The sequence below is a fragment of the Streptomyces sp. NPDC050147 genome, assembly GCF_040660195.1.
GTDB lineage: Bacteria > Actinomycetota > Actinomycetes > Streptomycetales > Streptomycetaceae > Streptomyces.
This window is the reverse complement of record NZ_JBFALJ010000013.1, coordinates 16,978-32,690: the sequence shown is the minus strand read 5'-3', so window position 1 is coordinate 32,690 and position 15,713 is coordinate 16,978. Positions and strand designations below refer to the sequence as shown.

Annotated in this window: 12 protein-coding genes; 5 read left to right on the top strand and 7 right to left on the bottom strand. The window is 66.9% G+C overall.

All coding sequences use genetic code 11. The annotated features are described in order from the left end of the window. Positions 1-61 precede the first annotated feature (61 nt). Positions 62-3,961 (top strand): DNA-directed RNA polymerase subunit beta', encoded by a 3,900-nt coding sequence (locus tag AB0I94_RS20830; protein ID WP_363311053.1) that lies wholly within the window; start codon positions 62-64, stop codon positions 3,959-3,961. A 67-nt stretch (positions 3,962-4,028) separates the two neighbouring features. Here AB0I94_RS20830 and AB0I94_RS20825 read toward each other — a convergent pair whose 3' ends face one another. The 6 genes from AB0I94_RS20825 to AB0I94_RS20800 form a co-directional block, all read right to left on the bottom strand. After that, a complete protein-coding gene (locus tag AB0I94_RS20825) occupies positions 4,029-5,030 on the bottom strand; it encodes a M48 family metalloprotease (RefSeq protein ID WP_363311052.1) in 1,002 nt (333 codons plus the stop codon). Positions 5,031-5,051: 21 nt separating this feature from the next. After that, complete coding sequence (locus tag AB0I94_RS20820; protein ID WP_363311051.1) at positions 5,052-5,558, bottom strand: Pycsar system effector family protein; 507 nt, start codon at positions 5,556-5,558, stop codon at positions 5,052-5,054. Beyond that, positions 5,555-6,574, bottom strand: a complete 1,020-nt coding sequence (locus tag AB0I94_RS20815) for a hypothetical protein (RefSeq protein WP_363311050.1) — start codon at positions 6,572-6,574, stop codon at positions 5,555-5,557. Before AB0I94_RS20815 ends, AB0I94_RS20820 begins: the two co-directional genes overlap by 4 nt. Before the next feature lie 22 nt (positions 6,575-6,596). Further along, on the bottom strand, positions 6,597-8,687 hold the full coding sequence (locus AB0I94_RS20810) for a hypothetical protein (RefSeq protein WP_363311049.1): 2,091 nt from the start codon (positions 8,685-8,687) through the stop codon (positions 6,597-6,599). Then, on the bottom strand, positions 8,684-9,412 hold the full coding sequence (locus AB0I94_RS20805; protein WP_363311048.1) for a hypothetical protein: 729 nt from the start codon (positions 9,410-9,412) through the stop codon (positions 8,684-8,686). Before AB0I94_RS20805 ends, AB0I94_RS20810 begins: the two co-directional genes overlap by 4 nt. 124 nt (positions 9,413-9,536) lie before the next feature. Further along, positions 9,537-10,250, bottom strand: coding sequence for a Crp/Fnr family transcriptional regulator (locus AB0I94_RS20800; protein WP_363311047.1), 714 nt, complete (start codon positions 10,248-10,250; stop codon positions 9,537-9,539). Positions 10,251-10,636: 386 nt separating this feature from the next. On the opposite strand from AB0I94_RS20800, the gene rpsL reads away from it, so the two are divergent. From rpsL to tuf, 4 genes are all read left to right on the top strand, one after another. Beyond that, positions 10,637-11,008, top strand: a complete 372-nt coding sequence (rpsL, locus tag AB0I94_RS20795) for a 30S ribosomal protein S12 (protein ID WP_003948652.1) — start codon at positions 10,637-10,639, stop codon at positions 11,006-11,008. 2 nt (positions 11,009-11,010) lie between these two features. Then, positions 11,011-11,481, top strand: a complete 471-nt coding sequence (rpsG, locus tag AB0I94_RS20790) for a 30S ribosomal protein S7 (RefSeq protein ID WP_055597737.1) — start codon at positions 11,011-11,013, stop codon at positions 11,479-11,481. 39 nt (positions 11,482-11,520) lie between these two features. Continuing rightward, positions 11,521-13,647 (top strand): elongation factor G, encoded by a 2,127-nt coding sequence (gene fusA / locus AB0I94_RS20785; RefSeq protein WP_363311046.1) that lies wholly within the window; start codon positions 11,521-11,523, stop codon positions 13,645-13,647. 152 nt (positions 13,648-13,799) lie between these two features. Then, a complete protein-coding gene (gene tuf / locus AB0I94_RS20780; protein ID WP_351170407.1) occupies positions 13,800-14,993 on the top strand; it encodes an elongation factor Tu in 1,194 nt (397 codons plus the stop codon). A 126-nt stretch (positions 14,994-15,119) separates the two neighbouring features. Here the strand turns inward: tuf and AB0I94_RS20775 are convergent, their stop codons facing one another. After that, entirely contained in the window at positions 15,120-15,707 is a 588-nt protein-coding gene (locus AB0I94_RS20775; RefSeq protein ID WP_363311045.1) for a Uma2 family endonuclease, read from the bottom strand. Positions 15,708-15,713: the final 6 nt, after the last annotated feature.

The following is a 15,713-nucleotide window of genomic DNA, read 5'->3' as shown; positions in this document are numbered from 1 at the left end:
CTCCCCGGACCCGTTCAGACCATGATTGAGACTCGACCCCGAAAGAGGGATTGACGACAAAGTGCTCGACGTCAACTTCTTCGACGAGCTGCGGATCGGCCTTGCCACCGCGGACGACATCCGACAGTGGTCCCACGGCGAGGTCAAGAAGCCGGAGACCATCAACTACCGCACGCTCAAGCCCGAGAAGGACGGACTCTTCTGCGAGAAGATCTTCGGTCCGACCCGGGACTGGGAGTGCTACTGCGGCAAGTACAAGCGTGTCCGCTTCAAGGGCATCATCTGCGAGCGCTGCGGCGTCGAGGTCACTCGCGCCAAGGTGCGTCGTGAGCGGATGGGCCACATTGAGCTGGCCGCGCCTGTCACGCACATCTGGTACTTCAAGGGCGTTCCGTCGCGCCTCGGCTACCTGCTTGATCTCGCCCCGAAGGACCTCGAAAAGGTCATCTACTTCGCGGCGTACATGATCACGTTCGTGGACGAGGAGCGCCGCACGCGTGACCTGCCCTCCCTGGAGGCGCACGTCTCCGTGGAGCGTCAGCAGGTCGAGAACCGTCGCGACTCCGACCTCGAAGCCCGCGCCAAGAAGCTTGAGACCGACCTGGCCGAGCTTGAGGCCGAGGGCGCCAAGGCCGACGTACGCCGCAAGGTGCGCGAAGGTGCCGAGCGTGAGATGAAGCAGCTGCGTGACCGTGCGCAGCGCGAGATCGACCGTCTCGACGAGGTGTGGAACCGCTTCAAGAACCTCAAGGTCCAGGACCTGGAGGGTGACGAGCTGCTCTACCGCGAGCTGCGTGACCGTTTCGGCACGTACTTCGACGGTTCGATGGGTGCCGCTGCACTGCAGAAGCGCCTTGAGTCGTTCGACCTGAACGAGGAAGCCGAGCGGCTTCGCGAGATCATCCGTACCGGCAAGGGCCAGAAGAAGACCCGTGCGCTCAAGCGCCTCAAGGTCGTCTCCGCGTTCCTGCAGACCAGCAACAGCCCCAAGGGCATGGTTCTGGACTGCGTGCCGGTCATCCCGCCGGACCTGCGTCCGATGGTGCAGCTGGACGGTGGCCGCTTCGCGACCTCCGACCTGAACGACCTGTACCGCCGCGTCATCAACCGCAACAACCGCCTGAAGCGGCTTCTCGACCTCGGTGCTCCCGAGATCATCGTGAACAACGAGAAGCGCATGCTCCAGGAGGCCGTGGACGCCCTCTTCGACAACGGTCGTCGTGGTCGCCCGGTCACCGGTCCCGGTAACCGCCCGCTGAAGTCCCTGAGCGACATGCTCAAGGGCAAGCAGGGTCGTTTCCGTCAGAACCTTCTCGGTAAGCGTGTGGACTACTCCGCGCGTTCCGTGATCGTCGTCGGCCCGCAGCTGAAGCTGCACCAGTGTGGTCTTCCCAAGGCCATGGCGCTGGAGCTCTTCAAGCCGTTCGTGATGAAGCGCCTGGTCGACCTCAACCACGCGCAGAACATCAAGTCGGCCAAGCGCATGGTCGAGCGCGGCCGCACGGTCGTGTACGACGTCCTGGAAGAGGTCATCGCCGAGCACCCGGTTCTGCTGAACCGTGCGCCGACGCTGCACCGCCTCGGCATCCAGGCCTTCGAGCCGCAGCTGGTCGAGGGCAAGGCCATTCAGATCCACCCGCTCGTCTGCACCGCGTTCAACGCGGACTTCGACGGTGACCAGATGGCCGTGCACCTGCCGCTTTCGGCAGAGGCGCAGGCCGAGGCCCGCATCCTGATGCTGTCCTCGAACAACATCCTGAAGCCGGCAGACGGCCGTCCCGTCACCATGCCGACCCAGGACATGGTCCTTGGCCTCTTCTTCCTCACGACGGACGAGGAAGAGCGCAAGGTCATCGGTGAGGGCCGTTCCTTCGGTTCTACCGCCGAGGCGACCATGGCGTTCGACGCCAAGGAGCTCTCGCTCCAGGCGAAGGTCGACATCCGCTTCCCGGTGGGCACCATCCCGCCGCGCGGCTGGACCCCGCCGGCCGTCGAAGAGGGCGAGCAGGAGTACCAGCAGGGCGACAGCTTCCGGCTGCGTACGACCCTGGGCCGCGCGCTCTTCAACGAGCTGCTGCCCGAGGACTACCCGTTCGTCGACTACTCGGTGGGCAAGAAGCAGCTCTCCGAGATCGTCAACGACCTGGCCGAGCGCTACCCCAAGGTCATCGTGGCGGCGACGCTCGACAACCTGAAGGCGGCGGGCTTCTACTGGGCGACCCGTTCCGGTGTCACCGTGGCCATCTCCGACGTCGTGGTCCCCGAGGCCAAGAAGGCGATCGTCGCGGGCTACGAGGCGCAGGACGAGAAGGTCCAGAAGCAGTACGAGCGCGGTCTGATCACCAAGGACGAGCGCACGCAGGAGCTCATCGCGATCTGGACCAAGGCGACCAACGAGGTTGCCGAGGCGATGAACGCGAACTTCCCCAAGACGAACCCCATCTTCATGATGGTTGACTCGGGTGCCCGAGGAAACATGATGCAGATGCGTCAGATCGCCGGTATGCGTGGTCTGGTGTCGAACGCGAAGAACGAGACGATCCCGCGTCCGATCAAGGCGTCGTTCCGTGAGGGCCTCTCGGTCCTCGAGTACTTCATCTCCACGCACGGTGCCCGTAAGGGTCTGGCGGACACGGCTCTCCGTACCGCCGACTCCGGTTACCTCACCCGTCGTCTGGTCGACGTCTCTCAGGACGTCATCATTCGCGAGGAGGACTGTGGCACCGAGCGCGGTCTGAAGCTCAAGATCGCGGTCAAGGGCGAGGACGGTGTGCTCCGCAAGACGGAGAACGTCGAGACCTCGGTGTACGCCCGCATGCTGGCCGAGGACGTCGTCATCGACGGCAAGGTCATCGCGCCGGCCAACGTCGACCTCGGTGACGTCCTGATCGACGCCCTGGTCGCCAACGGCGTCGAGGAGGTCAAGACCCGTTCGGTCCTGACCTGTGAGTCCGCGGTCGGCACCTGTGCCTTCTGCTACGGCCGTTCGCTCGCCACCGGCAAGCTGGTCGACATCGGTGAGGCGGTCGGCATCATCGCCGCCCAGTCCATCGGTGAGCCCGGCACGCAGCTGACGATGCGTACGTTCCACACCGGTGGTGTGGCCGGTGACGACATCACCCAGGGTCTGCCCCGTGTCGTCGAGCTCTTCGAGGCTCGTACGCCCAAGGGTGTCGCCCCGATCTCGGAGGCGGCAGGCCGCATCCGTATCGAGGAGACCGAGAAGACCAAGAAGATCGTCGTCACGCCGGACGACGGCAGCGACGAGACTCCCTTCCCGATCTCGAAGCGCGCCAAGGTCCTCGTGCGTGAGGGTGACCACGTCGAGGTGGGCCAGAAGCTCACCTTCGGTGCCACCAACCCGCACGACGTGCTGCGGATCCTCGGTCAGCGCGCGGTCCAGGTCCACCTGGTCGGCGAAGTCCAGAAGGTCTACAACAGCCAGGGCGTGTCGATCCACGACAAGCACATCGAGATCATCATCCGGCAGATGCTGCGCCGCGTGACGATCATCGAGTCCGGCGACGCTGAGCTGCTGCCGGGCGAGCTCGTCGAGCGCTCGAAGTTCGAGACCGAGAACCGTCGTGTGGTCACGGAAGGCGGCCACCCGGCCTCCGGCCGTCCGCAGCTGATGGGTATCACCAAGGCCTCGCTGGCGACGGAGTCGTGGCTGTCCGCGGCTTCCTTCCAGGAGACGACCAGGGTCCTGACGGACGCGGCGATCAACGCCAAGTCCGACTCCCTGATCGGCCTCAAGGAGAACGTCATCATCGGTAAGCTCATCCCGGCCGGTACGGGTCTTTCCCGCTACCGCAACATCCGGGTCGAGCCGACTGAAGAGGCCAAGGCCGCGATGTACTCGGCCGTCGGCTACGACGACATCGACTACTCGCCCTTCGGGACGGGTTCGGGTCAGGCTGTTCCGCTGGAGGACTACGACTACGGGCCTTACAACCAGTAGGCGTTGCCAGTCAGTCGCTTGAGTTGATGGGCGGTCATCCCTTCCGGGGTGGCCGCCCTTCGGCGTTTCAGCGCCCGCCGTCCATGCCTTCTTGGAGGTGGTGCAGCCGGGTGTGCAGATCGGGGTGCGAGGAGAGCAGCCGGGCGATCAGGCCGGGTGCCCGGAGCGGTGAGCCGAGTGCCGCCGCCGTGGCCCGCTCGGATTCCTGACCCGCCTGTTCTTTGCGGAGCACCGCCATGAGCTGGGGCGCGAAGCCGAGCGCCGCCGCGTGCTGATCGGCCCGGAGCTCTGACCGCCGGGCGACCGCTGCCACCAGATAGGGCGTGACCAAAGGCAGGAGCACCAGGCCGTACGTGGCGACCGCTACGGCCAGTACAGCGGCTCCGGTCAGGGCGACCACGGCGACCGTCGCTCCCACGGAGAGCCGGTCGATGAACGAGGCGAGCCGGAGCAGGACGCGCCAGGCGATCCGCCCCGGCAGCGCGTACCAGTAGCCGAGCAGCGATGCCCATGCGTGGCCCCTGGTGTGGTGACCGAGTTCATGCGCGAGCACGCCGCCGAGCTGGGCGGACGGCAACTCGTTCAGCGAATGGCTCGTGACCCCGACGATGTGCCCGGCGGCCGCCATGGCGTTGATGCCGTCGCTGTCCTCGACCCACAGCTGGTAGGCGTCCCCGTTCACTCCGGCACGCGCCGTCACCTCACGCCAGACCGGCCCGAATCGCCGACGCTCCCCCGGGGTCGGATGGCGAAGACCGAAGAGGTGGCGGGCCAGGACGCGTTCGCTGGGGCGATGGAACACGAGCGCCCCGCTCAGGGCCCAGGCGCCGACACAGGCCCACCAGGGAAGGCCGACGAGGGCATCGATCACGTACGACACGAGGAAGACCACAGCCGCGCTCATGGCCACGTGGGGCAGGTGCAGCAGCAGACTGCCGAGCGTGAGGGCGTCCGCACGGCGCTGCCTGGCCGTGATGTGAATCCGTCCGTCACGGAAGGCGAGGTCGTCGTCCGGGTCTTCGGGGGCCACCGGCTCGCGGGGTATCTCGGGTTCGGGAGGTGGGGACATGGTGCTCCTTCCATGGGCGGTTCAGTCGATGAGCAGCGATCCGGGAAGCAGGAGCGAGGCGCAGCCGAAGGCGATCAGACCGATGCGGATCCACAGGTGCTTGCGGGCCGCGATGCGGCTGGTCTCGGTGAGGGTGGGGAGCAGACCGCACGTGGGATCAAGCCCGGTCTCGGTCAGGGCGGCGTCGAGCTGTCCGGCCCGTGCGGCCCGGTGTACATCGCCGAAGTAGGTGAGTGGTTCACCTGACCTCCAGCGGCTTCGGCGGTAGCGGGGGACCACGGCGAGCAGCAGGGAGAAGAGGGCGCCGGTGAGAGAGGCCACTCCCGACCACCACAGGGCGCCAGCGGGAGCCGAGAGCAGGGACGGAGTCCAGCTTCGGCTTGCCAGGAGACCGCCGAGCAGGCCGGTCGACATGCTGAGTGCTCCGACCAGAACAGTGGCCTTGGAGTCGGCGCGGGCGATTTCGTTGCGGAGGTCGGCGAGCAACTGTGCGCCTGCCTGGATCCGGGGGTCGCCCAGGGTTGTCATGTCGGGCGCCCCGGCCGCTTCTCGACCGGTGGCTGCGGCGACAGCTCCGGGTAGCGAGGCGCGGGCTCGTCCGGGGGCTCGGCCGTCGGCCTCAGGATGTCCGTCATGCGCTCGGCGATGAGCCGATGGGGCTCCTCCAGCTGGTAGTCCTCCAGGCCCTTGCTCTCCAGCGCCTGGTCGATCAGATGAAGCTGGCTCTGTACGAGCTCCGCCTGGTCGGCGCGGAGATGCTCCAGAACCAGCTTGGTGTCCTCGCGGTGTTCGGCCAGGTGCAGGGAGAGCGCGCCGATACCGCCCTTGGCCAGATGGCTCTCGTAGAACTTGATCTTCTCGGCCATGAGCTGCCGGTCCTGCTCGTCGCGCAGCACCGCCACCTCGTGCTCGGGTGCGGCAGCTTCCCTCTCGTGCAGGGCCTGCCGCAGCCGGTCCTGATGTGCTCGCTCGGAGGCATCACGCCGCAGGCGTACGGAGCAGTCGACCCACAGGCCTTCGCGGTCGCCGACGCCGGCGCCCCTCTCCACCGCCTGCTGGACGTCAAGCTCGGCGGCGGTGCTCGCGGTGATGGCGTGGCGGCGGCCGGCCGCGCGCATCAGCCGCAGGAGCTCGCGGGTGAGGAGGGCGGGGACGTCGCGCTCCTGGCTGATCACGAAGCGCTTCGGATCGGCGACGCGCCAGGTGACGTCCACGGCGGCCTCGAACTCGAAGCTGTCCACGGCGCTGGGGAGGGGGACACGTACCGAGAAGGAGCGGGGGTCGGTGTTCACCTCGTACAGGGCCACATACCGCCTGAGGGACGTGGGGCGAGCGGGCGGTGGGAACGTCTCGTACTCCCCTTTGCGGGTGACGAGGACCAGGGTGTGGTCGATGCGACCGGTGTAGCGGCGGCCGCCGAGGCTGATGCGCGGCAACTGCCACACGGTGATCACCGGGTCGGCCCGTCGTGAGTAGGTGGCGAGGGGTTCGGGCTTCTGTTGCAGCCAGTTGGGCTCGTCGGGCTGTATGTGGGTGTCTTCCATGTTCCGTCTCCTCGGCGAGTGGTCAGGCGGCGGGCAGTGCCGCCAGCAGTCGTGTGCTCGCCTCCGGTATCCGGCCGTCGGCGCCGCGTGCCGTGCGCAGCAGATGGCCGATGCGCTGGCGGTCGGCGGGTGCGGTGGCGAGAGCGGGAAGCAGCGCGGTGAGCGCTGCTTCTGACGCCGGGTCCCGGTCGGCGATGCGCACCCAGTCGCGCAGCACGCTCAGGGCCCCGGAGGTGTGGGCGCGGTCGTTGAGCGCGGTGCGCCAGAAGGTGAGCAGGTGCTCCCGGTCCTCAGGGGTGTCATCGGCCGCCGCTCGGGCGTACCAGCCGAGGACCAGGGGGCGGTCGCTGCCCTCTTCCATTTGCTCGCAGGCGTGGAGAAAGGCGAGCAGAGCGTGATCCCGGACCGTGTGATCGTCGTGAATGTGTTCGGCGAGGCGGGCGAGGACCGGCCCTTCCACCGCGAGGAGCAGCAGCTCCAGGGCGTCCGCGAGCTGCAACGCCTCCTCCTGCTCGCCCGCCTCTTCCTCCTCGTCCCATTGCTGTTGACCGGCGACGTCCAGCAAGGATTGGAGGGCCTCCTCGTGGAGCACAGGGCCCAGCAGTCCGTACGCGCGAATGGCCGTCCAGCGACGGCTCTTGTTCTCGCCGGTGCACCAGCCGTGCAGGATCTGGGGGACGGTGGGCACTTTCAGGAGTACGGCCAAGGTGAGGGCGTTCGCCGCGTTCAGCCAGGCGCCGTGGCTCTTCGTGTCGGCCCAGGGCTCGATGAGCAGGGCCAGCGAGGACGGCAGATCCGCCGCTGCCAGGAGCGCAGCCGCCGCGGCGGCACGAGTACGCACGAGGGGGCGGCCGTCACCGGCGAGCTGTTTGATCCAGGCGACCAGGGCGGGGCGGGCGGAGGGGTGGAGATTCCACACCTCGTGGAGCAGGAGCCGCGCGATGTCCCGGTCCCGGAAGCCGACGACGTACTGCTCGACCGCGCCCCACTCGGTGACCTCTGTGCCCATGTGGCCCTCGGCGCGGGCCAGTTGGAGGCGGTCGGCCCGTGTGCTGCCGAAGACGGGGATGCGGGGTGGCTCGTCGGGGTCCTCGGTCTTCTGCAGCAATGCGAAGAGCCGGTCGCCGAGCTCGGCCGTCACCGCGTACGAGGCTCCGTCGAAGACGGCGAGCGAGATGAGGAACGCTTTGTCGAGCAGCGGGGGTTTCTCGCCGGTGAGCCACTGGGTGACCTGGGCGGCGACGTCGGCCTGTCCGTGGGCGACCAGTTCCTGTTCGCTGGTCTCACCGCGGTGCAGGGCGACGAGCCGCTGCGCGAACCGGGCGATCTCATCCGGCCGATGCTCCCGTTCGAGGAACTCCCGCACCGGCGCCAGTCGACACAGGTCCGCCCACGCCGCCGCTCCCACGGACTGGGTGACATGGGCGCACAGCATGTCCTGCACCGGCGGGGGTTCCCAGCGCACGGACGGTACGTCGCCGAGCGCCGCCGACGGTTCGATGGTGATCACCAGATGACCGCCGGCGCGCTCCAACTGCTCGCGCATGCTCCGCAGATGCAGCTCTCGCAGGGGGCGGCTCCTGCTGGTCGCCAGATTGCACAGGACGTATCCGGCGGCGCCGTCCAGATGTTCGCGCAACGCCGCGGGGGAGGTGCCCGGTTCCAGGTCACGCATCCGCTCGACGCCGAGCTGAAGCAGCAGCATCATCGCGGCGGAGCGGCGGCCCGTCGCGTGGCCCCCGGACAGGACCACGACGCGTTCGGTACGCAGCCGGGCGAGCGCCTCGTCGAAGCTGGGGCAGCGCTGGAAGACGGCCGCAAGCGCCTCGATCTCGGCCCGGGGGATGGGCCCGGACGCCGGGCCGCTGAGAGTGTCGGAGGGGCCACCGAACTGGTAGATCACGTTGCCCTGCACGTGGCCGCCGCTGACTCCGTACTGGTCCCGCTTGACCAGGCTGGAGACGAAGGAAGGGGCGTGCTCGATCAGGTCCCGCCGGGCGGCCCAGGCCTTCTGGCGCTGTTCCTGCGCGTCGGGTGTCTCTTCCTGCTTCTGGTCGCCACCCTCGGTGGTCGCGTCGGCCGTGGCCGTGCCTTCCGCCTCGTCCTGGCTCATCGGCTGTCCCCTGTGCCGAAGCGGTAGTGGACGTCGCCCTGGACGTGGGTGTTGCCGCCGTACTGGTCGCGTCCGACGTGAGTGGTGTTGTGCTGCGCTCCCGGCGCGGGCTCCTGTGGCGCCGTGTACTCGTACGCGGCAGACGGCGCGGCGCTGTCTGTCTCGCCGTGCACCCACGCGATCGTCGGCCCCTCCTTCGCCTCCACCGTGATCCGCCGGAACTGCTCCGGGCGCACGCCCAGGGGCCCGTGCCGTACCACCCCCTGATACACGCCGTCGGACACGCACAGCACGCTGTCCTCCTGGCGCCGGCGCAGCGCCTCACGCAGGGGGGCCGCGTCCAGCAGTCGGCAGGCGTGATTGAGATCCGAGCCGACCCAGCCGTTGAGTTCGTCCACGGCGACGTGGCCCGTGGACAGGACGATGCGCAGACGCATCTGGGCGCTGTTCGAGGCCACGCGGTTCTTGTTGCGCAGCAGTGCGGGGGTCTCGGCCAGCAGGCTTTTCAGCAGCACGGACACCGGGATGTTGGCGTCGATGAGTTCCATGACGGAATCGCCGCGGTCCGCGCGCAGCCGGGCGGTCTCGTCGATGCCCGCGGCCGTGAGGGTCTGGTCGGCGACGTCGTACAGCAGACGTCGCAGGAAGGCTTGCTCTACGTCGTCGCGCTTGCCGAACTGCTCGATGTCGAACAGCAGGATCGTGCGGTTCACAGTGGCGGTCATGTCTGCCTCTCGCCGATTCGGTCCGTTGACCAGCACGATGGCGGGTCGGAAGGAGACGGCAGAGGGCGGATGACGCGTACGAAGTGTGACCGTGTGCATAGAGTGACAACATGTTACGGCCAGGTCACGTTCCGCCACCGGTCATGCGACGCAGAATGTCAGGCCGTACGACGACGATGCGGCGGCGGCTCGTCACGACGACCTGCCGGTCGCGCAACTCCTTCAAGAGCCGGGCGACCGCCTCACGCGAAGACCCGACCGAGCCCGCGAACTCCTGCTGGCTGAGCGGGACGGTCAGCTCGATGCCCTCCTCGGTCCGCGTCCCGTGCGTGCGGACGAGGTCCAGCAGCAGGACGGCGAGCCGCTCGCGCACCGAGAGCGCCGCCCACTCCAGTCGGCGGCGGTCGGTCGAGCGTTGCCGGTCGGTGGCCAGGCCGAGGAGCTTGAGCGCCACCTGCGGACTGCCTGTGAGGAACCGGGTGAAGCGGCGCTCCTCGATGGCGGTCGCTTCGACCTGCTCCAGGGCCGTCACGGTGGCCGAGCGGCCGCGTCCGCTGAGTGCGGCACCCTCGCCGATGATGTCGCCGGGGCCGCGCAGGGCGAGGAGCGCCTCGTACCCGTTGGCCGCGGTGGCTGTGACCTTGGTCCAGCCTCGCAGGAGCAGCAGGAGGTGAGTGGACGGCTCGTCCTGGCGCATGATGACGCTGCGGGCCGGATAACTCAGGGGTCGGCCGATGGCGAGCAGGGCCGTGCGGTCGTCCCTCTCCAGCCGCGCGAGGAAAGGCACCCGGTCGTCCAGGCCGTCGTCGTCCCTCGTGTGCGCTTGCCCCCCGGCCATCCCGCTGCCCCCGTGTTCACGTGCGCCGATGCCGCTGATCTCGCAACCAGTCAACGTACTTGAGGTGTCCGTGGAGCGAACGGGCGACAATCGGCCCCGGTGGCCGAGTCCGGTCGCGCCGGCGCTGAAAAGCCCGGCGTGTCGCCCCCCACCGCATTTGTTTTGACCGAACTCGATGAGGTAGGTACGCTCAGACCTTGTGCCTGGGGTGTGCCTGGGCTCGTGCGCGTGTCTTCAGCCGCTGCGTGAGTCCGAGAACGGCCACCGTAATCTGCGCCTCTTTCCGCCTTGCGGCGGGAGTCTGCAGGATTCGACACACCCGACCGCGTGGGTCGGCGACGTTCCAGGTTAGCTTTACCATTCGGCACACAGAAACCGGAGAAGTAGTGCCTACGATCCAGCAGCTGGTCCGGAAGGGCCGGCAGGACAAGGTCGAGAAGAACAAGACGCCTGCACTTGAGGGTTCGCCCCAGCGCCGCGGCGTCTGCACGCGTGTGTTCACGACCACCCCGAAGAAGCCGAACTCGGCCCTGCGTAAGGTCGCGCGTGTGCGTCTGACCAGCGGGATCGAAGTCACCGCTTACATTCCGGGTGAGGGACACAACCTGCAGGAGCACTCCATCGTGCTCGTGCGTGGTGGCCGTGTGAAGGACCTGCCGGGTGTTCGCTACAAGATCATCCGCGGCTCCCTTGACACCCAGGGCGTCAAGAACCGCAAGCAGGCCCGCAGCCGCTACGGCGCCAAGAAGGAGAAGTAAGAATGCCTCGTAAGGGCCCCGCCCCGAAGCGCCCGGTCATCATCGACCCGGTCTACGGTTCTCCTCTGGTGACCTCCCTCATCAACAAGGTGCTGATGAACGGCAAGCGCTCCACCGCCGAGCGCATCGTGTACGGCGCCATGGAGGGCCTGCGCGAGAAGACCGGTAACGACCCGGTCATCACGCTCAAGCGCGCGCTCGAGAACATCAAGCCGACCCTCGAGGTCAAGTCCCGCCGCGTCGGCGGTGCGACCTACCAGGTTCCGATCGAGGTCAAGCCCGGTCGTGCCAACACGCTGGCCCTGCGCTGGCTGGTCGGTTACTCCCGCGCCCGTCGCGAGAAGACGATGACCGAGCGTCTGCTCAACGAGCTCCTCGACGCCTCCAACGGCCTTGGTGCCGCTGTGAAGAAGCGTGAGGACACCCACAAGATGGCCGAGTCCAACAAGGCCTTCGCGCACTACCGCTGGTAGTCGCTACCCACATCGAGACCGAGAGAAGACTGAGCCGATATGGCTACCACTTCACTTGACCTGGCCAAGGTGCGCAACATCGGCATCATGGCCCACATCGACGCGGGCAAGACGACCACCACCGAGCGGATCCTCTTCTACACCGGCGTCTCGTACAAGATCGGCGAGGTCCACGACGGCGCCGCCACGATGGACTGGATGGAGCAGGAGCAGGAGCGTGGCATCACGATCACCTCTGCTGCCACCACCTGTCACTGGCCGCTGAACGACGTCGACCACACGATCAACATCATCGACACCCCGGGCCACGTCGACTTCACGGTCGAGGTAGAGCGTTCGCTCCGTGTGCTCGACGGTGCCGTGACGGTGTTCGACGGCGTTGCCGGTGTCGAGCCCCAGTCCGAGACTGTCTGGCGTCAGGCGGACCGCTACGGCGTCCCGCGCATCTGCTTCGTCAACAAGCTCGACCGTACGGGTGCCGAGTTCCACCGCTGCGTCGACATGATCATCGACCGCCTCGGTGCGACCCCGATCGTCATGCAGCTGCCCATCGGCGCAGAAGCTGACTTCAAGGGTGTCGTCGACCTCGTCACGATGAAGGCCTTCGTCTGGTCCGCCGAGACCGCCATGGGCGAGGCGTACGACATCGTCGACATCCCGGCGACGCACGCCGAGGCCGCTGAAGAGTGGCGCGGCAAGCTCCTCGAGGCCGTCGCCGAGAACGACGAGCAGATGATGGAGCTGTACCTCGAGGGCCAGGAGCCCACCGAGGAGCAGCTGTACGAGGCCATTCGCCGCGTCACCATCGCCTCCGGCAAGGGCGGCGACACCACTGTCACCCCCGTGTTCTGCGGCACCGCGTTCAAGAACAAGGGCGTCCAGCCCCTGCTCGACGCGGTCGTGCGTTACCTCCCGTCGCCCCTGGACGTCGAGGCCATCGAAGGCCACGACGTCAAGGACCCCGAGGTCATCGTCAAGCGCAAGCCTTCGGACGACGAGCCGCTTTCGGCTCTCGCGTTCAAGATTGCGAGCGACCCGCACCTCGGCAAGCTCACCTTCGTCCGGATCTACTCCGGTCGCCTCGAGGCCGGCACCGCGGTGCTGAACTCGGTCAAGGGCAAGAAGGAGCGCATCGGCAAGATCTACCGCATGCACGCGAACAAGCGTGAGGAGATCCAGTCGGTGGGCGCCGGTGACATCGTCGCCGTCATGGGCCTGAAGCAGACCACCACCGGTGAGACGCTGAGTGACGACAAGAAGCCGGTCATCCTGGAGTCCATGGACTTCCCGGCGCCGGTCATCGAGGTCGCCATCGAGCCCAAGTCCAAGGGTGACCAGGAGAAGCTGGGTGTAGCCATCCAGCGTCTCTCGGAGGAGGACCCCTCCTTCCGCGTGCACTCGGACGAGGAGACCGGCCAGACCATCATCGGTGGTATGGGCGAGCTTCACCTCGAGGTGCTCGTCGACCGCATGAAGCGCGAGTTCCGCGTCGAGGCGAACGTCGGCAAGCCGCAGGTCGCTTACCGCGAGACGATCCGCAAGGCCGTCGAGCGCGTGGACTTCACCCACAAGAAGCAGACCGGTGGTACGGGTCAGTTCGCCAAGGTGCAGATCGCGATCGAGCCGATCGACAGTGGCGAGACCTCGTACGAGTTCGTCAACAAGGTCACCGGTGGCCGTATCCCGCGGGAGTACATCCCGTCGGTGGACGCCGGCGCTCAGGAAGCCATGCAGTTCGGCATCCTGGCCGGTTACGAGATGACGGGCGTCCGCGTCACGCTTCTCGACGGTGCCTACCACGAGGTCGACTCCTCCGAGCTCGCCTTCAAGATCGCCGGTTCGCAGGCGTTCAAGGAGGCCGCGCGCAAGGCCAGCCCCGTGCTGCTCGAGCCGATGATGGCCGTTGAGGTCACCACGCCCGAGGACTACATGGGCGACGTCATCGGCGACATCAACTCCCGCCGTGGCCAGATCCAGGCCATGGAGGAGCGCAGTGGCGCCCGTGTCGTGAAGGGCCTCGTGCCCCTCTCGGAGATGTTCGGCTACGTCGGAGACCTCCGCAGCAAGACCTCGGGTCGCGCAAGCTACTCGATGCAGTTCGACTCCTACGCCGAGGTTCCGCGGAACGTCGCCGAGGAGATCATCGCGAAGGCCAAGGGCGAGTAACTCCCCCGAGTTCACGCTTTAGGCTTGTCACCGGAAGTCCTGAGGCATTCCGGCCGTTCTACGGACGGAATGCCTCGGACCCCGGCATCCCAGCAAAGATCACCTGGCGCCGATGAAGCAAGGCGTACAGAACCACTCCGCAGGAGGATTCAGTGGCGAAGGCAAAGTTCGAGCGGACTAAGCCGCACGTCAACATCGGCACCATCGGTCACATTGACCACGGTAAGACGACCCTCACGGCCGCCATTACCAAGGTGCTGCACGACGCGTACCCGGACCTGAACGAGGCCTCGGCCTTCGACCAGATCGACAAGGCTCCCGAAGAGCGCCAGCGCGGTATCACGATCTCGATCGCGCACGTCGAGTACCAGACGGAGACGCGTCACTACGCGCACGTCGACTGCCCGGGTCACGCTGACTACATCAAGAACATGATCACGGGTGCCGCGCAGATGGACGGCGCGATCCTCGTGGTCGCCGCCACCGACGGCCCGATGCCGCAGACCAAGGAGCACGTGCTTCTGGCCCGCCAGGTCGGCGTTCCGTACATCGTCGTCGCCCTGAACAAGGCCGACATGGTGGACGACGAGGAGATCCTGGAGCTCGTCGAGCTCGAGGTCCGTGAGCTCCTCTCCGAGTACGAGTTCCCGGGCGACGACCTGCCGGTCGTCAAGGTCTCGGCGCTCAAGGCGCTCGAGGGCGACAAGGAGTGGGGTGAGTCCGTCCTCAACCTGATGAAGGCTGTCGACGAGTCCATCCCGGAGCCCGAGCGTGACGTCGACAAGCCGTTCCTGATGCCGATCGAGGACGTTTTCACGATCACCGGTCGTGGCACCGTCGTCACCGGTCGTATCGAGCGCGGCATCCTCAAGGTCAACGAGACCGTCGACATCATCGGCATCAAGACCGAGAAGACCACCACCACGGTCACCGGTATCGAGATGTTCCGCAAGCTGCTCGACGAGGGCCAGGCCGGTGAGAACGTCGGTCTGCTCCTCCGTGGCATCAAGCGCGAGGACGTCGAGCGCGGCCAGGTCATCATCAAGCCCGGTTCGGTCACGCCGCACACCGAGTTCGAGGCCCAGGCCTACATCCTGTCGAAGGACGAGGGTGGCCGTCACACCCCCTTCTTCAACAACTACCGTCCGCAGTTCTACTTCCGCACCACGGACGTGACCGGCGTCGTGACCCTCCCCGAGGGCACCGAGATGGTCATGCCGGGCGACAACACTGAGATGACCGTTGAGCTCATCCAGCCCGTCGCGATGGAAGAGGGCCTGAAGTTCGCCATCCGTGAGGGTGGCCGGACCGTCGGCGCCGGCCAGGTCACCAAGATCAACAAGTAAGCTTTTCGCTTGCGCGTTGATCGGGGAGACCCGGTTGCTCTGAACTGAGAGCACAGCAGTACACGCAGTAACGGGAGGGCCCGTACGACTTCGGTCGTACGGGCCCTTTCGCGTGTGCGGATCTGCTCATTGGTAGCGGGGCAGGTCCTCGGTCGAGATCGTCCACTCGGCGACGGTGACGTCCTCGCCGTAGACGAAGTCCTTGCGGGTGGCGTAGCGGGGGCCTCGCGGGGTGGAGTGGATGTCGGTGAAGACGGCGCCCGTGCTGGTGCGCGGGTCGAAGATCGCGTAGACGGGGATACCGAGGAGGGGGTAGTCCCGTGTCTTGCTCACCCAGTCGTTGTCCGGGTTGGAAAGGGAGACGACTTCGATCGCGGCGATGAGCGTACGGGGATCGAAGGAATCCTGGACGTCCATGTCCGCCTCGGCGATCACCATGATGTCTGGGTGTCGCAGGATTCCCCCGGGCTCGTCCTCCACGTCAGGCGTCCCCGTATGAGCCACCAGTTCTTCCGGCATCACCTTCTCCAGGCGCTTCCGGACGCGCAGTGCCGTCAACTCGTGAGGCCCGACAGGCGACATCATGTCGTGGACGATCCCTTCCTGGGTGATCTCGAATTTGCCCGGAAGGGCGTCTCCCATCTGTACGACGGCATCGCGCATCGCCTGGTACTGGGAGCTGCCCTGTCGTGCGCTGTGCGGGGCGGTAGTCATGGCGTG